Annotated in this window: 23 protein-coding genes and 2 tRNA genes; 9 read left to right on the top strand and 16 right to left on the bottom strand. The window is 66.8% G+C overall.

Going from position 1 to position 23,488, the window contains the following annotated elements; all coding sequences use genetic code 11:
* Nucleotides 1-46: 46 nt before the first annotated feature.
* Genes ABQE44_RS07295 through ABQE44_RS07285 form a run of 3 tightly spaced genes read right to left on the bottom strand, consistent with a single transcriptional unit; the run spans nucleotide 47 to nucleotide 4,640 of the window.
* Entirely contained in the window at nucleotides 47-754 is a 708-nt protein-coding gene (locus ABQE44_RS07295; protein ID WP_448390775.1) for an HNH endonuclease family protein, read from the bottom strand.
* Complete coding sequence (gene recG / locus ABQE44_RS07290; RefSeq protein ID WP_448390774.1) at nucleotides 751-3,000, bottom strand: ATP-dependent DNA helicase RecG; 2,250 nt, start codon at nucleotides 2,998-3,000, stop codon at nucleotides 751-753. The genes ABQE44_RS07295 and recG overlap by 4 nt, the downstream gene beginning before the upstream one ends.
* A gap of 2 nt (nucleotides 3,001-3,002) precedes the next feature.
* Entirely contained in the window at nucleotides 3,003-4,640 is a 1,638-nt protein-coding gene (locus ABQE44_RS07285) for a fatty acid kinase ATP-binding subunit FakA (protein WP_448428948.1), read from the bottom strand.
* A gap of 300 nt (nucleotides 4,641-4,940) precedes the next feature.
* Here ABQE44_RS07285 and rpmB point away from each other — a divergent pair, with 300 nt between their 5' ends.
* From rpmB to ABQE44_RS07270, 3 genes are all read left to right on the top strand, one after another.
* A complete protein-coding gene (rpmB, locus tag ABQE44_RS07280) occupies nucleotides 4,941-5,132 on the top strand; it encodes a 50S ribosomal protein L28 (RefSeq protein ID WP_448390772.1) in 192 nt (63 codons plus the stop codon).
* Nucleotides 5,133-5,227: 95 nt separating this feature from the next.
* Nucleotides 5,228-5,470 (top strand): hypothetical protein, encoded by a 243-nt coding sequence (locus tag ABQE44_RS07275; protein WP_448390771.1) that lies wholly within the window; start codon nucleotides 5,228-5,230, stop codon nucleotides 5,468-5,470.
* 180 nt (nucleotides 5,471-5,650) lie between these two features.
* Entirely contained in the window at nucleotides 5,651-5,980 is a 330-nt protein-coding gene (locus ABQE44_RS07270) for a hypothetical protein (protein WP_448428946.1), read from the top strand.
* A 108-nt stretch (nucleotides 5,981-6,088) separates the two neighbouring features.
* On the opposite strand, the gene ABQE44_RS07265 is transcribed toward ABQE44_RS07270, so the two are convergent.
* From ABQE44_RS07265 to ABQE44_RS07255, 3 genes are read right to left on the bottom strand one after another with little or no spacing between them, the layout of a single operon-like run.
* Nucleotides 6,089-6,772 (bottom strand): uracil-DNA glycosylase, encoded by a 684-nt coding sequence (locus tag ABQE44_RS07265; protein WP_448428944.1) that lies wholly within the window; start codon nucleotides 6,770-6,772, stop codon nucleotides 6,089-6,091.
* Nucleotides 6,769-7,059 carry a DUF1330 domain-containing protein gene (locus ABQE44_RS07260; RefSeq protein ID WP_448390768.1) on the bottom strand — a complete coding sequence of 97 codons (291 nt, stop codon included), beginning with the start codon at nucleotides 7,057-7,059 and terminating at the stop codon, nucleotides 6,769-6,771. The genes ABQE44_RS07265 and ABQE44_RS07260 overlap by 4 nt, the downstream gene beginning before the upstream one ends.
* 6 nt (nucleotides 7,060-7,065) lie before the next feature.
* Nucleotides 7,066-8,034 carry a thiamine-phosphate kinase gene (locus ABQE44_RS07255; protein ID WP_448428942.1) on the bottom strand — a complete coding sequence of 323 codons (969 nt, stop codon included), beginning with the start codon at nucleotides 8,032-8,034 and terminating at the stop codon, nucleotides 7,066-7,068.
* A 70-nt stretch (nucleotides 8,035-8,104) separates the two neighbouring features.
* Here ABQE44_RS07255 and ABQE44_RS07250 point away from each other — a divergent pair, with 70 nt between their 5' ends.
* Nucleotides 8,105-8,644, top strand: coding sequence for a DUF3515 domain-containing protein (locus ABQE44_RS07250; protein ID WP_448390766.1), 540 nt, complete (start codon nucleotides 8,105-8,107; stop codon nucleotides 8,642-8,644).
* Here ABQE44_RS07250 and ABQE44_RS07245 read toward each other — a convergent pair.
* The 3 genes from ABQE44_RS07245 to ABQE44_RS07235 form a co-directional block, all read right to left on the bottom strand.
* Entirely contained in the window at nucleotides 8,641-9,765 is a 1,125-nt protein-coding gene (locus ABQE44_RS07245) for a D-alanine--D-alanine ligase family protein (RefSeq protein WP_448390765.1), read from the bottom strand. The genes ABQE44_RS07250 and ABQE44_RS07245 overlap by 4 nt on opposite strands.
* A 62-nt stretch (nucleotides 9,766-9,827) precedes the next feature.
* Complete coding sequence (locus ABQE44_RS07240; RefSeq protein WP_448428940.1) at nucleotides 9,828-10,931, bottom strand: cystathionine gamma-lyase; 1,104 nt, start codon at nucleotides 10,929-10,931, stop codon at nucleotides 9,828-9,830.
* A 4-nt stretch (nucleotides 10,932-10,935) separates the two neighbouring features.
* Nucleotides 10,936-11,934 (bottom strand): NAD(P)H-dependent glycerol-3-phosphate dehydrogenase, encoded by a 999-nt coding sequence (locus tag ABQE44_RS07235; RefSeq protein ID WP_448390763.1) that lies wholly within the window; start codon nucleotides 11,932-11,934, stop codon nucleotides 10,936-10,938.
* 44 nt (nucleotides 11,935-11,978) lie between these two features.
* On the opposite strand from ABQE44_RS07235, the gene cofC reads away from it, so the two are divergent.
* The 3 genes from cofC to mutT1 are packed head-to-tail and all read left to right on the top strand — an operon-like array spanning nucleotide 11,979 to nucleotide 15,847.
* Nucleotides 11,979-12,623 (top strand): 2-phospho-L-lactate guanylyltransferase, encoded by a 645-nt coding sequence (gene cofC, locus ABQE44_RS07230; RefSeq protein ID WP_448390762.1) that lies wholly within the window; start codon nucleotides 11,979-11,981, stop codon nucleotides 12,621-12,623.
* A gap of 40 nt (nucleotides 12,624-12,663) precedes the next feature.
* A complete protein-coding gene (locus ABQE44_RS07225) occupies nucleotides 12,664-14,883 on the top strand; it encodes an RNA degradosome polyphosphate kinase (protein WP_448428938.1) in 2,220 nt (739 codons plus the stop codon).
* 37 nt (nucleotides 14,884-14,920) lie between these two features.
* Nucleotides 14,921-15,847: an 8-oxo-(d)GTP phosphatase MutT1 gene (gene mutT1, locus ABQE44_RS07220; protein WP_448390760.1), complete on the top strand. Its 927-nt coding sequence runs from the start codon at nucleotides 14,921-14,923 to the stop codon at nucleotides 15,845-15,847.
* A gap of 54 nt (nucleotides 15,848-15,901) precedes the next feature.
* Here mutT1 and ABQE44_RS07215 read toward each other — a convergent pair whose 3' ends face one another.
* The 3 genes from ABQE44_RS07215 to leuC form a co-directional block, all read right to left on the bottom strand.
* Nucleotides 15,902-16,516: an HU family DNA-binding protein gene (locus tag ABQE44_RS07215; RefSeq protein ID WP_448390759.1), complete on the bottom strand. Its 615-nt coding sequence runs from the start codon at nucleotides 16,514-16,516 to the stop codon at nucleotides 15,902-15,904.
* A gap of 191 nt (nucleotides 16,517-16,707) precedes the next feature.
* A complete protein-coding gene (gene leuD, locus ABQE44_RS07210) occupies nucleotides 16,708-17,301 on the bottom strand; it encodes a 3-isopropylmalate dehydratase small subunit (RefSeq protein ID WP_448390758.1) in 594 nt (197 codons plus the stop codon).
* 11 nt (nucleotides 17,302-17,312) lie between these two features.
* Nucleotides 17,313-18,758: a 3-isopropylmalate dehydratase large subunit gene (gene leuC / locus ABQE44_RS07205; RefSeq protein ID WP_448390757.1), complete on the bottom strand. Its 1,446-nt coding sequence runs from the start codon at nucleotides 18,756-18,758 to the stop codon at nucleotides 17,313-17,315.
* 37 nt (nucleotides 18,759-18,795) lie between these two features.
* Between leuC and ABQE44_RS07200 the strand changes: the two genes are divergently transcribed.
* Complete coding sequence (locus tag ABQE44_RS07200) at nucleotides 18,796-19,497, top strand: IclR family transcriptional regulator (RefSeq protein ID WP_448390756.1); 702 nt, start codon at nucleotides 18,796-18,798, stop codon at nucleotides 19,495-19,497.
* Between the two features lie 47 nt (nucleotides 19,498-19,544).
* Here ABQE44_RS07200 and ABQE44_RS07195 read toward each other — a convergent pair.
* The 4 genes from ABQE44_RS07195 to ABQE44_RS07180 all read right to left on the bottom strand — a co-directional run bounded on the left by ABQE44_RS07195 (nucleotide 19,545) and on the right by ABQE44_RS07180 (nucleotide 22,147).
* A tRNA-Glu gene (locus ABQE44_RS07195) sits at nucleotides 19,545-19,617 on the bottom strand.
* 63 nt (nucleotides 19,618-19,680) lie between these two features.
* Nucleotides 19,681-19,755 (bottom strand) — tRNA-Gln (locus ABQE44_RS07190).
* Between the two features lie 119 nt (nucleotides 19,756-19,874).
* Nucleotides 19,875-21,335 (bottom strand): glutamate--tRNA ligase, encoded by a 1,461-nt coding sequence (gltX, locus tag ABQE44_RS07185; protein ID WP_448390755.1) that lies wholly within the window; start codon nucleotides 21,333-21,335, stop codon nucleotides 19,875-19,877.
* A complete protein-coding gene (locus ABQE44_RS07180; RefSeq protein WP_448390754.1) occupies nucleotides 21,332-22,147 on the bottom strand; it encodes a fumarylacetoacetate hydrolase family protein in 816 nt (271 codons plus the stop codon). Before ABQE44_RS07180 ends, gltX begins: the two co-directional genes overlap by 4 nt.
* Nucleotides 22,148-22,300: 153 nt before the next feature.
* Between ABQE44_RS07180 and ABQE44_RS07175 the strand changes: the two genes are divergently transcribed.
* On the top strand, nucleotides 22,301-23,467 hold the full coding sequence (locus ABQE44_RS07175) for an MFS transporter (protein WP_448429233.1): 1,167 nt from the start codon (nucleotides 22,301-22,303) through the stop codon (nucleotides 23,465-23,467).
* Nucleotides 23,468-23,488: the final 21 nt, after the last annotated feature.

Raw genomic sequence — 23,488 nt, 5'->3', positions numbered from 1 at the left:
ATGTCTACACCCGTAATGTTTTCGGCCAAGGCCTGGCGAGGTGGCGCTAGCCGGCCGGGCACGTCGCCGCTGCGTCGCGCAGCACCGTCGCCGACGACGCGTCGATCGGCAACTCATATCCGCGCAGCACATCGATGAACTGCATGGCGTACTGACAGTGAAACGCGGTGTTCGGTGGCATCCAGTCGGCGGGTTCCTGATCGCCCTTGTCCTGGTTGGCATCCCCCGCGACGGCGAGCAGGTTGGCCGGGTCGTTGGCGAACCGGACCCGCATGTGGCCTGGCCAGTCGCGCGCACCGAGATCCCACGCTAGCGCCAGCGGCACGAGGTGATCGATCTGCACCGACGCCCCGACGCCCGCGCCGCGGGTGAACGCCACGACGGCATTGGTGTAGGGATCCTGCAGCGTGCCGGTGGCAACGGCGGTGGGGCATCGCGTGATCGGCACGTAGGTTTTGTCGGCGAGGTCGCGCTCGAGGATGTCGTTGCGGGTGTCACAGCCGTTGTGGCCGCCGGGGGCGGTGGTGTCGTCGGTCCAGCTGTCACCGAACGCCGCCCGCCGATAGTCGTGGGTGCGTATTCGCTGCGGTATCACCGGAACACCGGCCAGCACGTCGACGCCCGGTGCGACGGTTGGTATCTCCGCGTCGGAGGCAACCGGGGCGTGCTGTCCGGTCGACGCGGTGGTCTGCACCGCGACGAGCACGGAGAGTGCGACGAACGCGGCCAGCCACAGAAAGCGCTTGCGGTTCATGACTTCTCGAGGTACTCGACGCGGTCGGTGTCGGTGAACGGTGCGGCCAGCATGGCCAGCCCGGCATCGGTCGGGTTGTTCTGATACATCTCTTCACAGAACTTCCTGGCGGCCAGGATGATCTCCAGGTGCTCCACCAGCGACAGGAATCTCAGCGTGATCGCCCGCCCGGATTGAGTGTGCCCCAGCACATCTCCCTCATGGCGCTCCTTCAGGTCGAGGTCGGCGAGTTCGAAGCCGTCCAGCGTGGAGGCGACGGCCTTCAGGCGCGCGCCGGCCTTGGAGTCCTCGGCAAGGTTGGTGGCCAGCAGGCACAGGCTGGGGTGCTCACCGCGGCCGATCCGGCCCCGCAACTGGTGCAGCTGGCTGATGCCGAACCGGTCGGCGTCCATCACCAGCATCACCGTCGCGTTGGGCACGTCGACGCCGACCTCGATGACCGTGGTGCACACCAGCACGTCGATTTCACCGGCCCGGAACGCGCCCATCACCGCGTCTTTTTCGTCGACGGGCAGTCGACCGTGCATCAGCCCGAGCCGCAGCCCCGAAAGCGGGCCTTGGCGCAACCCCTCGAACAGGTCGACGACGGTGACCGGCGGCGGCACCCTCTGCCGCTCGGGATCCTCCGCGCCCTTGGGTTTGTCGTCGGCGTCGATGCGCGAGGCGACCACATAGGCCTGTCGGCCCGCGCGGACCTCTTCGGTGATGCGCTGCCAGGCCCGGTCCAGCCAGGACCGGTGCTTGGCGATGAAGATGGTGTTGGTGGCGATCGGTTGCCTGCCGCGGGGCAGTTCGCGCAATGTCGAGGTCTCCAGGTCCCCGTAATGGGTCAGGGCGACGGTGCGCGGGATCGGCGTGGCGGTCATCACCAACAGATGCGGCGTCACTCCGTCGGGGGCTTTGCTGCGCAGGCGATCTCGCTGCTCCACGCCGAACCGGTGTTGTTCGTCGACGACGACCATGCCCAGCCGGTGAAATTCGACGGCGTCCTGCAACAGCGCATGGGTACCGATGACGATGCCCGCCTCACCGCTGGCGACCTCGTCACGCACCGCACGCTTCTGCGCAGCCGACATCGACCCGGTCAACAGTGCCACCCGGGTCGCACCGTCCGCGCCACCGAGCTGGCCCGCCATTGCGAGGGGTCCGAGCACGTCGCGCACCGATCGGTCATGTTGGGCGGCAAGAACTTCCGTCGGCGCCAGCAGCGCGCACTGGTAGCCCGCGTCGACCATCTGCAACATCGCCAGCACGCTGACGATCGTCTTACCCGAACCCACCTCGCCTTGCAGCATGCGGTTCATCGGCCTGCTGGCCGCCAGCTCGGCAGCGATGACGTCGAGCACTTCGGTCTGACCGTCGGTCAATTCGAACGGCAGCCGTCCGCGCAACGCCGCCACCAGGCCGTCGTCGCGCAGCGGGGCGACCGGACCGGACTCGCTCACATCGCTGTACCGCCGCTTCACCAGCGCCCATTGCAGGCCTATCGCTTCGTCGTAGGTGAGCCTGCGCTGGGCCCGTTCGCGTTCGACCTTGTTCTCGGCGACGTGGATGGCGCGAAGCGCCTGGTCTTCGGTGATCAGATCATGCTGCTGCAGAAGCCTTTTCGGTAGCGGCTCCTCGATGGGATCGAGCACGTCGAGCACCTGGCGCACACACGCGTAGATGTCCCAACTCTGCATCTTCTTGTTGGCGGGATAGATCGGGAAGAACTCCCGTTCGAACGCCGACAACACGTCCTCACCGGTTGCTCGCGACGCCGAGGCGATGGTCTTGAGCGACTTGGTGCCGAACGTCTTGCCCTTCGGCGATTCCAACACCAGAAAGGCGGGGTGCGTCAGTTGCAGTGTGCGCCGGAAGTACTTGACTTCTCCCGACAACATCAGCCGGGTGCCGACGACCAGGTCGTCGAGCATCCAGTCCGCGTTGAAGAACGTCGCGGTGACTGGCGAGCGCCGATCGCCAAGGGTTACCCGCAGCCATTTGCGTTTGCGCACCTTCTTGGACTTCTTGTCGTATTGCGGCTTCATCTCACCGACTTTTGTGTCGGTGATGGTGTCGACGAACGTGACGTGTTCGCCTTCTTCGAGTTCCTCGCCCTCTTCCAGGACCGTCATGCCGTCGCTGTACTTGCGCGGATAGTGCCGCAACAGGTCGTCGACGGTGCGGATGCCGAAGTGTTCCTCCAGCGGTTCTGCGGCCTTCTTGCCGACGATGTAGACGAGTCGATCGCCGAGGGAGGCCACCGCTACTCCACCCCGATCAGCAGCGCATCGCCTTGGTGGTCGGTGTGGTAGGTGACGAGCTCGATGCCGAGGTGTTGGCGGTGCACATGCTCCTGCAGCGCCGCGGCGACGCTGCCGTCGGCGCCGGCGCCGGTGAGCACGGTGACCAGTTCGCCGCCCGCGGCCAGCAGCAGGTCGATCAACCCGGCACCCGCGGCGGCCACGTCGTCGTCGACGATCAGCACCTCGTCGCCCGAGATCCCCAACCCGTCCCCCGGTTTGCACGTTCCTGCCCAGGTCAGCGCCGCCTCGGTGGCCACCCGCACCGAACCGTGCCGGGCGCCCGCCGCGGCGCGGGCCATTGTGTAGCCGTCGTCGACGGCTTGGCGCTCGGCGTCGTGAACGGCCAGCGCGGCCAGCCCCTGCACCATCGACGCCGCAGGCACCGGCACCACGTCGATCCCCCAGCCGATCGCTGCGGTACACCCCGCGACCAGTTCCTCGGCGGCGACGTAGCCATTGGGCAACACCATGGCCTGGGCTGCGCCCGCGTCGACCAGCGCGTGCAGCAGATGCTTGGCGCTGACCGGGGTATCCGGTAGCACCCGCAGCACGTGTGCGCCTTCGCCCGCGAACAGTTCTTGCGCCCCTACCCCGTCGACGACTGCAAGGACGGCCCGCTCCCGCGCCCATCCGCCCGACGGGCGGGCACCGCTGGTGCCGGTGAGCGACGTGATCTGGATGCGGTTCGGTGTTCCCACGGACAGCCCTGCCTCGACGGCGGCTCCGGCGTCGTCGACGTGCGCGTGCACCGAGTACTGCCCGCCGGCGCCGGCGGCGGCTATGGCCACCGAATCGCCGAGCCGGTCCAGTTCGCCGCGCAGCTTCTCCACCCCGCCGGCGTCGCAGCCGGTGAGCAGGTACATCACCTCGAACTGCGGCGGTGCAGTGGTGTCGGCGGCGACGGCGTCATGGGCGTGCGGTGGCGTCGGCACGTACTCGGGCCTGCTGGGCGCGTGTTCTGTCACGGTGGCGCTCATCGCGTCCAGCAGCACCAGCAGGCCCCGCCCACCGGCGTCGACCACGCCGGCCTCGGCCAATACGGCGAGCTGCCCGGGTGTCTTGTCCAGGGCGACGGCCGCGGCATCACCGGCGGCCAGCAGCACGTCGGCCAGCTCGGAGCCGTGGGCAACCGCCTGCTCGGCGGCGTTGGCCGCCTCTCTCAGCACGGTGAAGATGGTGCCGGGTACAGGTTGGCCGATCGAGGCGACCACCAGCGTGACCGCCCGGCGAAGCGCCGAGGCCAGCAGGGCGCCGTCGACCTCGACCAGCACCGCACGCCGCTGCGCGGCTGCTTCGGCGCTGACGTCGGCGAGCCCGCGCAGGATCTGGGACAGGATGACCCCGGAGTTGCCGCGGCCGCCGTGCAGCGCGCCGCGGGCCAGCGCCGCTGCCACCTGCGCGATGTCATCGGTGTCGGGCAGGGCGTCGGCCTGCGCCCACGCCGAACGCATGGTGAACAGCATGTTCGTGCCGGTGTCGGCGTCAGCGACGGGGAACACGTTGAGCCGGTTGATCTCGTCGGTGTGGGTGATGAGGTCGCCGACGGCGGTGTGCGCCCAACCCCGCAGCGCAGAGGCGTCCAGCCGTCGACCCGACATGCCCACCTCCCGCCAGATATCGCCGCTCCGATGCCGCCGTGGGCGTCAGCCTAACGACTCCGGCTGACGGCGCCGACACACTGTTCGGGTCGCCCTTTGCGCCCGATGTGAGCTTGTCTGCGAGATTTCACGCGGACGTCGCGCACAAGCTCGCGTTCGAGGGCGCCGACAGCTTTACAGCGCCTATTTTGGTGATCAATGCAGCTGCCGGTATCCTGATCAGGTTGTTGGGTCGGCCCCGTCGCGACGCGCGGCGGACGAAGTCCGGACCCCCAAGTACTGATCCGAGGAGTTCTACATATGGCTGCCGTCTGCGATATCTGCGGGAAGGGCCCCGGCTTCGGCAAGTCGGTGTCGCACTCCCATCGCCGGTCCAGCCGTCGGTGGAATCCGAACGTGCAGACCGTGCACGCCGCCGTTCCCGGCGGGAACAAGAAGCGCATCAACGCGTGCACGTCGTGCATCAAGGCCGGCAAGGTCGCGCGCGCCTGACGCTGCCCGGTGACGGCGACGTTTAGCATCGCCGCGGGCGGGAAAGGCTGACCGGGAGATCGGGCACCCGGCCCGGTCGGAAGGAACGGTCACAAATGCACGCTGGATACGCTCGTCCTGTACTGGTCACCATCAGCGGAGCCCTTGCCGCTGGATGGCTGTTAGCGGCATGCGGCGACAGCCAGACCGCCGACACCGAAACCACGACCACCACCACGACCGAGACGACCACTGAGGCGCCCCAAACCACCGAGGGCGAAGGCGAGGGCGACAACACCATCGAGATTCCCTCACCGGATATCGATGTTCCCGAAGTGACGATGACCCCCCAGAACTGACCCGCTTTTGCGCCCTCCTTTGCGCCGAAAGGGACAAACGGGCGGGAAAGTGCGAGTGAAGAGCGCCAGAACGTCGATCTCGGCGCGACGGTGGTCCGGCGCGCGAATCGATGTTCCCGACGTGACAGTCACCCCGGCCAGGCGTTTGAACGCCTGCCGTCTCGGGTAAGTGGTGGCTTCATGACCTCACGCGGAGCATCTAAACCGAAACTGTTCGCGCTGGCCTCCGGAATTGCGGTGGCGTCGTTGGTGACGGCCTGCGGTGGCGACGACGCCGCCGATTCCGAGACCACCACCACGACGACGACTACGACGTCGGTCGAAACAACGGTCGAAACGACGGTCGAGACGCCGGCGCCGACGACGCCATCGCCCGAACTGCCGGCCGAGACCACCGCAGGTCCGCCGCCCGACGCCACCGTCGAGATTCCGGGGCCCGACATCCCCTCGCCGCCACCGATCCCGTCACCGCCACCGATTCCGTCGCCGCCGCCGATCCCCGGCACGTAGAAGCGCACTTGTCGCGCCCAGAGGGACAAACGCGCGGCAAAGTGCGAGTGAAACGCGCCGCAACGTCGATCTCGGCGGAAGGTGCGGGCGGCTCGGCGGGTTAACGGCCTAGGTGAGGCGCCAGTCGACCGGGTCGGCGCCCATCTTCTCCAGCAGCTCGTTGGCCCGGCTGAACGGGCGCGAGCCGAAGAAGCCCCGTGAGGCCGACAGCGGTGATGGGTGCGGCGACTCGATCGACACACAGTCGTTGCCCTCGAGCATCGGTTTCAAGGTGGACGCGTCGCGCCCCCACAGCACCGCCACCAGCGGCTGCTTGCGGGCGACCAGTGCCTTGATCGCACATTCGGTCACCGCTTCCCAGCCCTTACCGCTATGTGACGCCGGGCTGCCGGGCCGCACGGTGAGCACCCGGTTGAGCAGCATCACCCCGCGCTCGGCCCACGGCGTGAGATCGCCGTTGGCCGGCGGCGGATGACCGAGGTCCTTGCCGTATTCGGTGAAGATGTTCTCCAGGCTTCGCGGCAGCGGACGCACGTCGGCGGCCACCGAGAAGCTCAGCCCGACCGCGTGGCCTGGCGTGGGATACGGATCCTGCCCCACGATCAGCACCCTGACCTGATCGAACGGAAAGGTGAAGGCCCGCAACACATTCTGACCGGCAGGCAAGTACCCGTTACCCGCAGCCAGCTCGGCACGCAGAAACTCCCCCATCTGGGCGACCTGCGGCGCCACCGGTTCCAGCGCGTTGGCCCAGCCTTCCTCGACGAGTTCGCCCAGCGGTCGCGCCGTCACGTCAGCCCCTTGATCAACTGCACCACGGCATCCGCCCCGGCTTGGCGGTCCTTGGAGATCTCTTGGTACTCAGGTGATTGCGCCCACCGATGAAACGACGCTTCGTCGGGAAACGACATCAGCACCACCTTGTCTCGATCCGACTGGCCTTCCACGAGCTGAGGAGTTTCGTCGGCGGCAAGCAGCGTCCCGGCATACCGTGAAAAGACCTCCATGAAGCGCGCCTGGTAGCGGTCATAGGCGCGACGGTCCGTGAACTTCAGTTGCGCGATCGCGTACACCGTCACGATCCGTCACCTTAACGAGTCAAACGACTGCCAGCCGGGATCGCCCTGCCATTCGGCGCCATCGACCAGCACCCGCGGCGCGCCGGCGAGCACCCGCCCGATCACCCGCCATCCCTCGGGCACCGCATCCACGAACGCCGCGACCAGCGCGTGGTCCTCACCGCCGCCGAGCACCCACGCCCACGGGTCGGCGCCGACCGCCGCCGCCGCGGCATCGACGGCCTCGCGATCGCCCCTCAACATGTCCGTTGACACCTCCACGACCACACCCGAGGCTGAGGCGATATGCCCGAGGTCGGCCAGCAACCCGTCGGACACATCGGTCATCGCGGTAGCGCCGGCGTCGGCGGCGACCCGCCCCTGCCCATACGGCGGTTCGGGAACCAGGTGACGTCGTCGTAGCCCGTCAAACGCATTAATCGAGTTGTGCCACAACGTATATCCGGCTGCCGAATGCCCCAGCGTCCCAGTCACGGCCACGGTGTCACCCACTTGGGCGCCGCTGCGCAGCACCGGTCCACGGCCGTCGAGGTCGCCGAGCGCGGTCACCGAGATCACCCATTGTGGGGCGCTCACCAGATCACCCCCGACGATGCCGCCACCCAGCAGCAGCGCCTCGTGCCACATACCGTCGGCGAGTTCGAGCGCCTGGGCCGTTGCGGTGTCCGACGGTGCGCCGAACGCGACGACGAACGCTGTGGCGCGTGCCCCCATCGCCTCGATGTCGGCGGCGTTTTGGGCGATCGCCTTGCGCCCGACGTCATACGGGGTGGACCAGTCGAGCCGGAAGTGCCGCTGGGCCACCAGCATGTCGGTGGACACCACCGTCTTTCCGTCGGGGGTATACAGCACCGCCGCGTCGTCGCCGGGGCCGAGTGCCACCGCCGGGGGTTGTTCGCGATCGGCCACCAACCGCGAGATCACCTCGAACTCGCCCTGGCTCGCGAGGGTCTCGGCGGGATCGTCTGTCGCCATGTCACCTCCCCGGAACCCGTGCTGCACCGGTCCCTGCGGCGTGGAGTCTATGCGGCCATAGAGTTGGACTGTGGACTCCGAGGAGCGAGACGGTCCGCCGCGGGCGCTGCTGATCGCGGCGGTGGTGGTGGCGGTGGGTGCCGTCGTCGCGATCCTGGCGGTCGCGGCGCTGCGCGAGACCCCCGCCGAACAACAGGTGGTGGGGATCGTGGCGGTGCCCGCACCCGAGGCGCAGAGCCCCGAGTGCGACGCGCTCGTCGACGCGCTGCCGGACAAGCTGGGCGATTTCGACCGTGCCCGCCTGGCCGAACCCGCACCGCCCGGATCAGCGGCGTGGCGCACCGACCCCGACCGTGAGGCGGTCATCTTGCGCTGTGGGCTAGAGCGGCCCGCCGAATTCATAGTCGGCACTCCGCTGCAGGTCGTCGATGCGGTGAGCTGGTTTCAGGTCTCCGAGGCGGGGCGCAGCACGTGGTATGCCGTCGACCGGCCCGTCTACATCGCGCTGACCCTGCCGCAGGATTCCGGGCCGACACCGATTCAGGAGATCTCGGAAGCGATCGCTAAATCCTTGCCTACCACCCGCGTTGACCCAGCGCCGGTGGGCTAACGCAGGCCGGTGCCGCGCGCAACGGCCGTTTCGACCATGGTGGCCAACAACGTCGGATAGTCCACGCCGCTGGCAGCCCACATCCGCGGATACATCGAGATCGTGGTGAAGCCCGGCATGGTGTTGATCTCGTTCACCACCGGGCCGTCGTCGGTCAAAAAGAAGTCGACGCGGGCCAGCCCCTGGCAGTCGATGGCGTGAAACGTGCGAATAGCCAAGCTGCGCAACGCATCCGCAGTGTCGTCGTCGACCTTGGCGGGCACGTCGAGTTCGGCGGCCTCTTCGAGATATTTGGTCGCGAAGTCGTAGAATCCGTCCTCGCGGCCCTGCGCGGCGACCACCCTGATCTCGCCGATCGCGCTCGCCTCGACACAGCCGTCGGGGAATTCCAGCACCCCGCATTCCAATTCGCGTCCCGGTATCGCGGCCTCGACGATCACTTTCGGGTCGTGGCGCCGGGCCTGTGCGATCGCGTCGGGCAGCCGATCCCACGCGGTGACGCGGCTGACGCCGATCGATGAGCCGCCCCGGGCCGGTTTGACGAAGACGGGCAGACCGAGCCGTTCACGTGCCTCCAGCTCCAGTGTATCGTCGCGCGGGCGCAGCACCACGTGATCGCCGATCGGCAGGCCCGCCGCGGTGAGCAGCTTCTTCGTGAACTCCTTGTCCATACCTGCCGCGCTGGCCAACACGCCGGCGCCGACGTACGGCACACCGGCGAGCTCGAGCAGCCCCTGGATCGTGCCGTCCTCGCCGTAGGGGCCGTGCAGCACGGGGAACACCACGTCCACCGCGGCAAGCAGCTCACCGGCGCCCCGTTCCAGCGACAGCAGTTGGCCGCGACGGCCGGGATCGGCGGCCAGAGCCAGTTCGGTGCCCGACGCCTCGGTCACTTCGGGCAGCCGCCCGTCGGTGATCGCCAGGGTGTCGGGTTGGGCGTCGGTGAGCACCCATGCGCCCTGCGGCGTGATGCCGACCGCAGTGACATCGAAGCGCGCCGGATCCAGATGGCGCAGGATGCTGCCTGCAGAGACGCATGAGATCGCGTGCTCGGAGCTGCGTCCGCCGTAGACAACGGCGACCCGGATGCGCTCCGAGCCGGAGTCACTGTGGGCAGTCACAACCTAGAGAGGCTACCGCCCGAGGCCCAATGCGATGATGTCGACGCGGCGACGTGGTGTTTTCAGCCAAGCGCCTGTTCGACGTCGGCGATCAGGTCGTCGATGTCCTCGATGCCCAACGAGATGCGCGCGAACCCGTCGCTGACCGCGTCACCCCAGCGGGCGCGGCGGTCGACCGAGGTGTGGATTCCGCCGAAGCTGGTCGAGGAGATCAACAGCGTGCTGCGCGCCACCAGCGCGTGCACCGCTTCGGCGCTCTCGAGTTCGACACCAAGGAGTCCGCCGAAGCGCTTCATCTGTTGTGCGGCGACCCGATGCGACGGGTCGTCGGGCAGCCCCGGATACCGCACCGAACGCACCGCCGGGTGGCTGCGCAACATCACCGCCAGCGCCTGGGCGTTCTGCGACTGCCGTTCGAACCGCAGCCCCGCGCTGCCGATGCCACGCAACACCAGCCATGCGTCGAACGCCCCGAGGATCGGCCCGGCCAACAGCCGCTCCCGCGCCACAACCTCCATCAACTCGGGGTGACTGCCCGCCACATAGCCGGCGACCAGATCGCTGTGGCCCGACAACCCCTTGGTGGCGCTGGCGACCACGAGATCGGCGCCCAACGACAACGGCTGCTGGCCCAGGGGCGTCGCCGTGGTGTTGTCGACGACGAGGATGGTGCCGCGGCTTCGGCAGTGCATCGCCAACCGGTGTAGGTCGACAACGTCGAGCCCGGGGTTCACCGGCGTCTCCGCGAGGACGACGTCGGCGTCGGCGGCCGCCGCGCACATGTCGGCGCACACCGCTTCGACTACCGTAACACCGTGTGGCACAAGGTATTCAGCGGCATAGCGGCGGACCTGATAGTAGCCGTCGGCTGGGATGAGCAATTTCGTGCCCGGTTTGGCCAGCGCCCGCAGCGCGGAGGTGATCGCGGCCATACCGGAGCCGAACGTCAGCGCCGCTGCCGCACCTTCGAGTTCGGCGAGCGCTGCCTCGAGACGACGCCATGTCGGGTTGGAGTTGCGGCCGTAGAAATCCACCGGCTCGGTCTCGTCGGGCGAGAGGTGGTAGGCGGCCGCGGGCACCGGAGGGGGCATCACCGGACTGCCCGGAATGGGTTCTGTACCCACCGCTTTGACGCTGCGGGTGGAGTCGCCGTACTGGGCGTCCATCCCGCTACTCCGGCTTCGTGCTACGACCGAGCAGCAGCGCGACCGCCTCGTCGACCGATAACCCCTTGTGGCATACCCGAACGACGGCGTCGGTCAACGGCATCTCCACGTCGTAGCTCTGCGCCAGCGCCAGCACCGACTGGCATGATGCGACACCTTCGGCGACCTGACCGCCTGCGGCCAGCATCGCCGATTCCATCGTGCCGCCGCGACCAAGCCGGTAGCCGAAGGACCGGTTGCGTGAGTGCGGTGACATGCAGGTTGCAACCAGGTCACCGATGCCGGCCAGTCCGGCCAGCGTCGCCGGCTTGGCGCCCAACGCGATTCCCAGGCGCATGATTTCGGCGAGTCCGCGGGTGATGATGGCGGCCGCGGTGTTCTCCCCCAGTCCCACCCCGGCGGCCATCCCGCACGCCAGCGCGATGACGTTCTTGCATGCGCCACCAACCTCGGCGCCGATCACGTCGGCGTTGGTGTACGGGCGGAGGTAACCGGTGGACATGGCACGCTGCAGCGCGACCGCGCGCCCGGAGTCGCTACAAGCCACCACGGTGGCGGCGGGTTGCTCCTGGGCGATCTCGCTTGCCAGGTTCGGGCCGCTGACGGCGGCGACGCGTTCCCAATCCGCGCCGGTGACTTGCACGATTACCTGGCTCATCCGCATCAGCGTGTCGAGCTCGATGCCCTTGGCCAGGCTGACCAACGTCACGTCGTCGCCGATCGCATCTTTCCACTGTTCGAGGTTGGCGCGCAGGGTCTGCGACGGCACCGCCAGCAGCACCGTGCAGGCGCCGAAAAGCGCATCGGCGGGATCGCTGGTCGCGCGGATCGACGGTGGCAGCGCCACATCTCCCAGGTATGTGGCGTTGCGGTGCGTGGTGTTGATCTCGTCGGCCAGCTGCCGACGACGGGCCCACAACCTCACCTCGGTGCCGGCGTCGGCGAGCACCTTGGCCAGCGCCGTGCCCCACGCACCGGCACCCATCACCGCTGCCTTGACCACGCCTTCACCCTAGCGCGCAGAACTCTGCTGGCAGGATGACGCGTATGAGCGGGTCATGCGAGAGCGACATCGGACTGGTGATCGCCGTCAAACGACTCGGCGCCGCCAAGACCAGGCTGGCTCCGGTGTTCTCCGCGAGCACCCGGGAAAACGTCGTGCTGGCCATGCTGATCGACACCATCACCGCCGCGTCGGCGGTCGCCGACGTGCGTGGCATAACCGTTGTGACACCCGACGACGACGCCGCCGATGCCGTGCGCGAACTCGGCGCACGTGTGCTCACCGACCCGACCCCCGAGGGCCATCACAACCCGCTGAACAACGCCATCGCGGTGGCTGAGGCCGAGGTGCGCGACGAGACTCCCAATATCGTTGTGCTGCAAGGTGACCTGCCCGCATTGCAGCCGCAGGAGCTTGCCGACGCGATCGCCGCCGGCCGTCGATACCGGCGCAGTTTCGTCGGCGACCGGCACGGCACCGGCACGTCGGCACTACTGGCCTTCGGTGTGGCGTTGACGCCTCAATTCGGTCCTGATTCTGCACGACGCCATCGCAACTCGGGTGCCATCGAGTTGACCGGACCGTGGCCGGGCCTGCGGTGTGACATCGACACCCCCGATGATCTGCTGGTGGCGCGCCGTCTCGGCGTCGGCGCGGCGACCGCGGCAGCGATCGATTCAACGCGCTGAGGCGGTGGCAGGACCACCCGCGGTAAGGGATCATCAAGGCATGACGGAAGCCGAAACCCAGATCCGCGCCGACGACGCCCCGTCGACGTCCACCGCCACGTCGACGGCGGCGCCGGACGTGGGCTCGGCGCCGCAGGCGAGGCCGTCCCCGGCGGATTCGGCGCCGAAAGCCCCGCCTGCGGCGACATCGCCGGCAGTCGAGGATGCGCTGCCAGAGGATCGTTACCTCAACCGCGAATTGAGTTGGCTGGATTTCAATGCGCGGGTGCTCGCGCTGGCCGCCGACACGTCGCTGCCGTTGCTGGAGCGGGCCAAGTTCCTGGCCATCTTCGCGTCCAACCTCGACGAGTTCTACATGGTGCGCGTCGCGGGTCTCAAACGCCGCGACGAGATGGGGCTGTCGGTACGTTCGGCAGACGGCCTGTCGCCGCGGGAGCAACTGCGCCGGATCAGTGAACGCACACAACAGATCGCCGACAGACATGCGCACGTATTCCTCGACTCCGTGCGCCCCGCACTGGCCGACGAAGGCATCGTGATCGTGACATGGTCCGAACTCGACGAGTCCGAACGGACCCGGTTGTCCACCTACTTTCACGAGCAGGTGTTCCCCGTGCTGACCCCGTTGGCCGTCGACCCCGCCCACCCGTTTCCGTTCGTCAGCGGCTTGAGCCTGAACCTGGCGATCACTGTCAAACACCCCGACGACGGCGGCCAGCATTTCGCCCGAATCAAGGTGCCCGACAACGTGGACCGGTTCGTCGAACTGGGGGCCCGCGACGACGCCGACCATGTCGCGCGGTTTCTTCCGATGGAGGAACTGATCGCGGCGTTTCTTCCCGTGCTGTTTCCGGGCATGGAGATCGTCGAGCACCACGCGTTCCGCATCACGCGCAACGCCGATTTCGAGGTGGAGGAAGACCGCGACGAGGATCTTCTGCAGGCGCTGGAGCGGGAATTGGCGCGGCGGCGTTTCGGTTCGCCGGTGCGCTTGGAAGTTTCCGACGACATGACCGAGGGCATGCTCGAGTTGCTGTTGCGTGAACTCGAGGTGGACACCGGGGACGTCATCGAGGTGCCGGGCCTTTTGGACCTCTCGGCGCTGTGGCAGGTTTACCGGCTCGACCGCCCGGCCCTCAAGGACCGGCCGTTCGTACCCGCCACTCCGCCCGCGTTCGGCGAACGCGAGACGCCCAAGAGCATCTTCTCGACCCTGCGCGACGGTGATGTGCTGGTCCACCACCCCTACGATTCGTTCTCCACGACCGTGCAACGGTTCATCGAGCAGGCCGCAGCCGACCCCAACGTCTTGGCGATCAAGCAGACGCTGTACCGCACTTCGGGCGACTCGCCGATCGTCAACTCGCTCATCGACGCCGCCGAAGCGGGCAAGCAGGTGGTGGCGCTCGTCGAGATCAAGGCGCGCTTCGACGAACAGGCCAACATCAAGTGGGCGCGCACGCTGGAACAAGCGGGTGTGCACGTGGTGTACGGGCTCGTCGGCCTGAAAACCCATTGCAAGACCGCGCTCGTGGTGCGTCGCGAGGGTTCCACGATCCGGCGCTACTGCCACATCGGCACCGGCAACTACAACAGCAAGACCGCCCGGTTGTATGAGGACATCGGCCTTCTGACCGCAGCACCGGACATCGGCGCGGATCTGACCGACCTGTTCAACTCGCTGACGGGCTACTCCCGCAAGGACGCCTACCGCAACCTGTTGGTCGCCCCGTACGGCGTGCGCAAGGGCATCATCGAACGCATCGAACGCGAAATAGCGGCCACCCGGGACGGCGGCGAGGGCCGGATCCGGCTGAAAGCCAACGCGTTGGTCGACGAGCAGGTGATCGATGCGCTCTACCGAGCGTCGCAGGCGGGCGTACGCGTGGAGGTCGTGGTGCGCGGGATTTGTGCGCTACGGCCGCAAGCCGTCGGCTACTCCGAAAACATCGTGGTGCGCTCGATACTCGGCCGTTTCCTCGAACACTCACGGATTATTCACTTCAACGCCATCGACGAGTTCTGGATCGGCAGCGCTGACATGATGCATCGTAATCTCGACCGGCGAGTGGAAGTGATGGCACACGTGAAGGATCGGCGTCTGAAGGCGCAACTGCACGACATCTTCGAGTCGGCGCTGGACCCCGCCACCCGCTGCTGGGAACTGGACATGGACGGAAAATGGACGGCCTCACCACAGCACGGGGAGACGGTGCGCGACCATCAGGTGTCGTTGATGGAGAGTCGCCGGCATCCGTGACGCGATCAGGTGGCCCGATTGAGCTGCAGGAGTTGACGTGCCGAAGGAGACATCCGACGTCGCAGGTGCCGATAAGCCAATATACGCAGCGGGCGCGGTGCTGTGGCGCCCGAACGGCGACCCGGCCGCACCGGAGGTCGCGATCGTTCACCGACCCCGCTACGACGATTGGTCGCTACCGAAGGGCAAGCTCGACCCGGGCGAGACCGAGCCGGTTACCGCAGTGCGTGAAGTCCGTGAGGAGACCGGATACACCGCACATCTGGGCCGTCGGCTCGCCTCGGTGAGCTATCCCGTCGAAGGAGGCGTCAAGAAGGTCCGCTACTGGGCGGCACGCACAGTAGCCGGAAATTTCAGCCCGACCGACGAGGTCGACGAACTGAAATGGTTACCCGTTTCCGAGGCGATGAAACAATTGGAGTATCCGCACGATCGAAAGGTGCTGCGCCGCTTCATCAAGCTTCCGGTCGACACCAAGACGGTGCTGATCGTGCGGCACGCCACCGCGGGGAGCAAGTCCCGCTACAAGGGCGACGACCGAAAGCGCCCACTGGACAAGCGCGGCCGCGCCCAGGCCGAATCACTGGTTGGTGTGCTGTCGGCGTTCGGCGCCGACACCCTCTACGCGGCCGATCGGGCGCGATGCGTGCAGACATTGGAGCCGCTGGCCGAGGAGTTGGCGACGACCATCGAGCGCGAACCGTTGTTGACCGAGGAAGCATATTCAGACGACCACAAGGCGACGCGACGCCGCATCCTGGAAATCGCCGCCGCCGACGGTGTCCCGGCGATCTGCACACAGGGCAAGGTGATTCCGGGGCTGATCGAATGGTGGTGCGAACGCGACGGCGTGCGCCCGGACAAGTCGCGCAACCGCAAAGGCAGTACCTGGGTGATGTCGATGTTCGACGGCAAACTGATCGCTGCCGACCATCTCGAAAGCCCGCTAGCGGCCAGGTCGTAGCACGTAGATACGCCGTGGGTCGCAGTGACCCACGGCGTATCTGTGCGTAGGAACTTACTTGCGGCCGCGCTTGGCTGCGGCCTTCTTGGCCGGTGCCTTCTTCGCGGTCTTCTTGGCAGCAGTCCGCTTGGTAGCGGCCTTTTTGGCCGGTGCCTTCTTCGCGGTCTTCTTTGCAGCAGTCCGCTTGGTAGCGGCCTTCTTCGCCGGCGACTTCTTCGCGGCCTTCTTGGCCGGTGCCTTCTTCGCGGTCTTCTTTGCAGCAGTCCGCTTGGTAGCGGCCTTCTTCGCCGGCGACTTCTTGGCAGCCTTCTTCGCCGTCTTCTTGGCGGCCTTGCGGGCCGTACCGCCTGTCACACCGCGCTTCACGGCCGGGCCTTCGGCCGGGAGGCGCTGCGCCCCAGAGACAACCGCCTTGAATTGCGCGCCGGGCCGGAACGCCGGCACCGACGTGGGCTTGACCTTTACGGTCTCGCCTGTGCGCGGGTTACGCGCGACACGGGCGGCACGACGACGCTGTTCGAAAACGCCGAAGCCGGTAATGGTGACGCTGTCACCCTTGTGGACCGCGCGCACGATGGTGTCAACGACATTCTCCACCGCAGCGGTTGCCTGCCGACGATCGGTGCCCAGCTTCTCCGTGAGTACGTCGATGAGCTCCGCTTTATTCATGCAAACCTCCGAAACTAGTGGCCCTCCTTGGACCGACTAGTGGACACGGTAAACCCATTACCTATTGATTTCCAAGAGCCACGCGCAATTTCAAGTGAAACTGGCGAACTTTCTTGCCCCCCTTAGCCTCCTGCCGGGGGGCTAAGGGAGCGGCTTCGACAATGGCGATTTCGGCTCGCCGGGGCCAACTGTCACGCCGGCAGAGTGTGCGGTTTCCAGTGCGGCCGGCGTGCTTCATACGATTCGATGTCATCGCATTTTCGCAGCGTAAGGCCTATATCGTCGAGTCCTTCGAGCAGTCGCCAGGCGGTGTAATCGTCAATCGTGAACGGCACCATAACCGTTCCGGCGACGATATTCCGATCTTGAAGATTCGCAGTGATTTCCAGTCCGGGCTGCTGTTCGATCAGCTTCCACAAGACTTCGACGTCATCCTGAGAAATTTCGGCCGCCAAGAGGCCGGCCTTGCCCGCATTGCCCCGAAATATGTCGGCGAAGCGGGACGAGATCACGACACGGAAGCCGTAGTCCATCAGTGCCCAGACCGCATGCTCGCGTGAGGAACCGGTGCCGAAGTCGGGTCCGGCGACCAAGACCGAACCCCTGTCGAACGGCGGCAGGTTCAGCACGAAAGACGGATCGTTGCGCCAGGCGGCGAACAACCCGTCTTCGAAACCCGTTCGGGTGACCCGCTTCAGATAGACCGCCGGGATGATCTGGTCGGTGTCCACGTTGGACCGGCGCAGCGGCACCCCGATTCCGGTGTGAGTGCGAAATGCTTCCATGACGGCTCCCCTTATCGAGTCGTAGCTGCGGGCAGGTCGGCGGGCGAAGACAACGTGCCCCGCACCGCGGTGGCGGCGGCGACGGCCGGCGACACCAGGTGGGTACGGCCGCCTTTGCCTTGCCTACCTTCAAAGTTGCGGTTGGACGTCGATGCGCAGCGCTGACCCGGTGACAGCTGGTCGGGGTTCATCCCCAGACACATCGAGCACCCGGCCTGGCGCCACTCGGCGCCCGCGGCGGTGAAGATGTCGCCGAGGCCTTCGGATTCGGCTTGCATACGCACCCGCATCGAACCCGGCACGATGAGCATCCGGACACCATCGGCGACGGTGCGATCCCTCAGCACGTCGGCCACCACGCGCAGGTCCTCGATCCGTCCGTTGGTGCACGAGCCGACAAAGACCGTGTCGACGGCGATCTCCCGCATGGCCATCCCGGGCCGAAGGTCCATGTAAGCCAACGCCTTTTCGGCTGCCTGACGCGCACCGTCGTCGAGCATCAGTTCGGGATCGGGCACCGATCCCGCCAGCGGCACACCCTGCCCGGGGTTGGTCCCCCACGTGACGAACGGACTCAGAGTCGCGGCGTCGATGTACACCTCGGTGTCGAATTCGGCGCCGTCGTCAGTGCGCAGTTGGCGCCACGCCTCGACCGCCTCCTCCCACTGCGCGCCCTGCGGCGCGTGCGGGCGACCGCGTAAGAATTCAAACGTCGTCTCGTCGGGCGCCACCATGCCTGCCCGCGCGCCGGCCTCGATGCTCATGTTGCAGATCGTCATCCGGCCTTCCATCGACAGCGATTCGATGGTGCTGCCCCGGTATTCGATGACGTGCCCCTGACCGCCGCCGGTTCCGATCTTCGCGATCACCGCGAGGATGATGTCCTTGGCGCTGACCCCTGGCGGCAATTCACCGTCGACGTTGATCGCCATGGTCTTGAACGGGCGCAACGGCAGCGTCTGCGTCGCAAGGACATGCTCGACTTCCGAGGTGCCGATGCCCATCGCCAACGCACCGAATGCGCCGTGGGTCGAAGTGTGGCTGTCACCACAGACGACCGTCATGCCGGGTTGGGTCAACCCGAGTTGCGGTCCGATGATGTGCACGATGCCCTGTTCGGAGTCGCCCATCGGATGCAACCGGATACCGAACTCTTCACAGTTGCGCCGAAGGGTCTCGACCTGAATGCGTGACACCGGATCGGCGATCGGCTTGTCGATGTCGATCGTGGGCACGTTGTGGTCCTCGGTCGCGATCGTCAGATCGGGCCGTCGCACGGTGCGCCCGTTGAGCCGCAGCCCGTCAAACGCCTGCGGGCTGGTGACTTCGTGCACCAGATGAAGGTCGATGTAGATCAGGTCGGGTTCGCGTGCCGCACCCTCGCCCGTGCCCTTGGCGACCACATGGCCGTCCCACACTTTTTGCGCCAAAGCGCGTGGCTTATTCGCGTTAGACATTTGACTATCTCACAATCTGGGACGCTAGTATCTTCTTATGAGACAGGATAGCGGCATCGGCGTGCTCGACAAAGCGGTGGGCGTCCTGCATGCGGTCGCCGAGTCGCCCTGTGGCCTTGCCGAACTGTGCGAGCGCACCGGGCTGCCCCGCGCCACCGCACACCGGCTTGCCGCCGGTCTGGAGACCCATCGATTACTCGCGCGCAACGGCGACGGACGGTGGCGGTTGGGTCCTGGACTGACCGAGTTGGCCGGGCAGGTCAACGATCCGCTGTTGGCTGCGGGTGCGGTGGTGCTACCGCGGCTGCGCGAGATCACCGGCGAGAGCGTCCAGCTCTACCGCCGCGAAGGCACCGCGCGAATCTGTGTGGCGGCTCTGGAACCCCCTGCCGGGCTTCGCGATACGGTGCCGGTCGGTACCCGGCTGCCGATGACGGCCGGCTCGGGGGCCAAGGTGCTGCTGGCCTACGCGGACCTCGCGACACAGCAGAGCGTGCTCCCGGCCGCCAAGTTCACCGATCGGGCGCTGGCCGAGGTTCGCAAGCGGGGCTGGGCGCAGAGCGTCGCGGAACGCGAACCAGGGGTGGCCAGTGTCTCGGCTCCGGTGCGCGATGGTCGCGGCACGGTGGTCGCGGCGGTGTCGGTCTCGGGACCGATCGATCGGATGGGCCGACGGCCGGGTCCGCGGTGGGCCGCTGACCTGCTGGCCGCGGCTGATGCGCTCACCCGACGGCTGTGAAATCGCTCACCGAACCTGCCGGCACAGCGCCGACGACGAGATGTTTGTACCCCCGATGGGATTCGAACCCACGCTACCGCCGTGAGAGGGCGGCGTCCTAGGCCGCTAGACGACGGGGGCCAGAACTGCTGTCCGGATGGCCAGCATAGCTCAGCGAGGTATGTCGGCCCAATCCCGGTGGATTGGCTGGGGTACCAGGACTCGAACCTAGAATGGCTGAACCAGAATCAGCTGTGTTGCCAATTACACCATACCCCACTGGCTGCCTATAACCGCTGGTCACAGACTATTATTCCGACCATTCACGCGGCGGGTGAACCGTTGCCGCATGTTGTGTCGGGCCGACGTGCAGACTACCAAAGATTTACCGGCACCTTTCACGCCGCCGCGGCGTGATCACGCCCGCCGCGCAGCCGTTGCAAGGTGCGGTCGCGGCCCAGCAGTTCCAGCGATTCGAACAGCGGCGGGCTGACCGCCGCGCCGGTGGCCGCCACCCGCACCGGACCGAACGCCTTGCGTGGTTTGAGCTCCAAACTCTCCAACAGCGCGGCCTTCAGCGCCGCTTCGATCGCCGCGGTGTTCCATTCGCCGATTGATTCGAGCGCGCCCAGCGCCGCGTCGAGCACCGGGACCGCATCGGGCTTCAACTCTTTGGCCGCGGCCTTCTCGTCGAGCCGGTACTCGTCCTCGTTGAGGAATTTCAGCAGGTTCCACGCGTCGCCGAGGACCACGATGCGGGTCTGCACCAGATCGGCGGCCTCGGCGAAGCGCTTCTCGTCGAGCCCTGTGGTGTAGCCGTGCTCGGCGAAGTAGGCAGCCAAGCGCGCGGCGAACTCTTCGGCGCTAAGCATCCGGATGTGTTCGGCGTTGAGCGCGTCGGCCTTCTTCTGGTCGAAACGGGCGGGGTTGGCGTTCACGTCGACCACGTCGAAGGCAGCCACCATCTCGTCGAGTGTGAAAAGGTCACGGTCGTCGGCGATTCCCCAGCCCAACAACGCCAGGTAGTTCAGCAGCCCCTCGGGGATGAACCCGCGCTCGCGGTGGACGAACAGGTTGGACTGCGGGTCGCGCTTGGAAAGCTTTTTGTTACCCTCGCCCAGAACGCTTGGCAGGTGCGCGAACTCGGGAACACGCTCGGCCACGCCGATTCGGATCAGTGCGCGGTACAGCGCGATCTGGCGTGGTGTGGACGGCAGCAGGTCCTCTCCGCGCAGCACATGGGTGATCTTCATCAACGCGTCGTCGACGGGATTGACCAAGGTGTACAGCGGATCTCCGCTGGCACGGGTCAATGCGAAGTCGGGCATGCTGCCGGCTGAGAAGGTTGTCTCACCGCGAACCATGTCGCACCAGGTGATGTCCTCGTCGGGCATGCGCAACCGCAGCACCGGCCTACGACCCTCGTCCCGAAACGCCGCGCGCTGCGCGTCGGTGAGGTCGCGGTCGAAGTTGTCGTAGCCCAGTTTGGGGTTTCGGCCCGCGGCCACATGCCGCGCCTCGACTTCTTCGGCGGTGGAGAAGGCCTCATAGACCTCCCCCGCTTCGCGCAGTCGACTCAGCACGTCGCGGTAGATGTCGCCACGCTCGGACTGTCGGTAAGGACCGCAGGGTCCGCCGATCTCCGGGCCCTCGTCGTAGTTCAGCCCGAGCCAGTTCAACGCATCCAGCAACGCCAGATAGCTCTCCTCGCTGTCGCGTTGGGCATCGGTGTCCTCCACCCGGAACACGAAGGTGCCGCCCATATGCCGCGCGTAGGCCCAGTTGAATAGCGCCGTGCGGATCAGCCCGACATGTGGGGTGCCGGTCGGTGATGGGCAGAACCGTACTCGTACGGTCATGACTTTCCTTTGCGGACAACGGGGTTAGTCAGTGTTCCGATACCGCCGACAGTGATGCTGACGGTATCGCCGTCCTCGATGGGGCCGACACCCTCGGGGGTACCGGTCAACAACAGGTCACCGGGCAGCAGCGTCATCACGCGCGAGACCCATTCCACGATCTCCCCGATGTCATGAATCATCAACGACGTTCTGCTGTTCTGTTTGAGCTGGCCGTTGACCTCGGTACGGATTTCGACGTCGGAGGCATCGAGATCGGTGACGATCCACGGTCCGACCGGGCAGAAGGTGTCGTGCCCCTTGGCGCGGGTCCACTGGCCGTCCTTCTTCTGCTGGTCGCGCGCGGAGACGTCGTTGCCGATCGTGTAGCCGAGGATGCTGTCTGCCGCGCGGGCTGCGGGCACGTCCTTGCACGGGCGGCCGATGACCACAGCCAACTCACCTTCGAAGTGCACCGGGTCGGCGTCGGGCGGCAGCTGGATCGGCACGTTGGGCCCGATGATCGCGGTGTTGGGTTTCATGAAGATGACCGGATCGTCGAACCTTCCGCTGTGGCCCTCGTTGCTCCTCGCGTGCGCGGCCATCTCCTCGATGTGGGCGGCGTAGTTCTTCCCCACGCACACCACCTTGCTGGCGAGGATCGGGGCGAGCAGGCGCACGTCGGCGAGCGGCCACTGCCTGCCGGTGAAGTTAGGCGTCCCGAACGGGTGTTCGGCGATCTCGCGGGCGACCGCTTGTGTCGGATCATCGGTGGGGCCGTCGATGCTGACGAAGGCCACCCCGTCGGGACTCGCGATTCGGCCAAGGCGCATGACGGTTAGCCTAATGGCCGCGCTCGTCGCGCATGCGGCCGCTCCCCGCGCCTGGTGTCTCATATTTTGAAACGTGAATTCAGCGATGTGAGACCATCGTGCGACGATGGCCCGGTGACCGACGGATCGACCAGCACCGCGCTGCGTTGGTCGATGTTGGCGATCGGGCTGGCGGCGACCACCAGCGCCAACGTGTTCATCAACGGTGTGGCGTTTCTGATTCCGACGCTACAGGCCGAACGGGGACTGAACCTCGCATCGGCGGGTCTGCTGTCGTCGATGGCCGGCTTCGGCCTTGTCGTCACGCTGATCGCGTGGGGCTATGTGGTCGACCGGATCGGTGAACGCTTCGTACTTGCAGTGGGTTCGGCCTTGATCGCCGCCGCGGCGGTGGGCGCGGCGTCGGTGGAATCGCTGTGGGCGGTCGGCGGGTTCCTGTTTCTGGGCGGTATGGCTGCGGCGAGCAGCAATTCGGCCAGCGGCCGGTTGGTGGTCGGTTGGTTTCCTCCCGAGCAGCGTGGCCTGGTGATGGGCATCCGCCAGGCCGCGGTTCCGTTGGGGGTCGCATTGGGCGCCTTGGTGATTCCGCGTATCGCCGAGACGCACGGGGTATCTGCGGCGCTGTTGTTTCCTGCGGTGGTGTGCGGGGTCTCCGCGGTGGTGTGTGCGGTGGCCGTGATCGACCCGCCCCGCCCTCCGCGCGCAGAGGCCGCCGACGAGGTGCTGGCCAACCCGTACCGCGAATCGGGTCTGCTCTGGCGCATCCACGCGGTCTCCGTGCTGCTCGTAATACCGCAGGCGGTGCTGTGGACGTTCACCTTGGCGTGGTTGATGACCGAGCACAACTGGTCGGCCGAATCGTCGGGCGCGATGGTCACGCTGGCGCAGGTGCTGGGCGCCGGCGGCCGCATCGCCGCCGGTCGCTGGTCAGATCTGCTGGGGTCTCGGCTGCGCCCCATCCGCACCATCGCGTTGGCCGCCGCGGCGTCGATGGCCTTGCTTGCGCTGACGGACTGGCTCGATTCGCCGACGAGCGTGGCGTTGATGGTCATCGCGTCGGTGATCACCGTGTCCGACAACGGGTTGGCGTTCACCGCGATCACCGAGATCGCCGGCCCCTTCTGGAGCGGTCGGGCGCTGGGCACCCAGAACACCAGCCAGCACCTGGCCAGCGCGGTCGCGGCTCCGTTGTTCGGTGCGCTGATCGGCGCAGTCGGCTATCCGGTGGCGTTCGCAGTGTGCGCGCTGTTGCCGTTCGTTGCGGTGCCCCTCGTGCCGGCGGACCACACCAACTTCGCGAAACGAACACCAGGGCTGTGATGTCGACCGCGAGGACAACCC

The organism is Mycolicibacterium sp. XJ2546 (genome assembly GCF_053483195.1).
The sequence above is the reverse complement of the archived record's forward strand: the minus strand, read 5'-3'. Positions and strand labels throughout refer to the sequence as shown.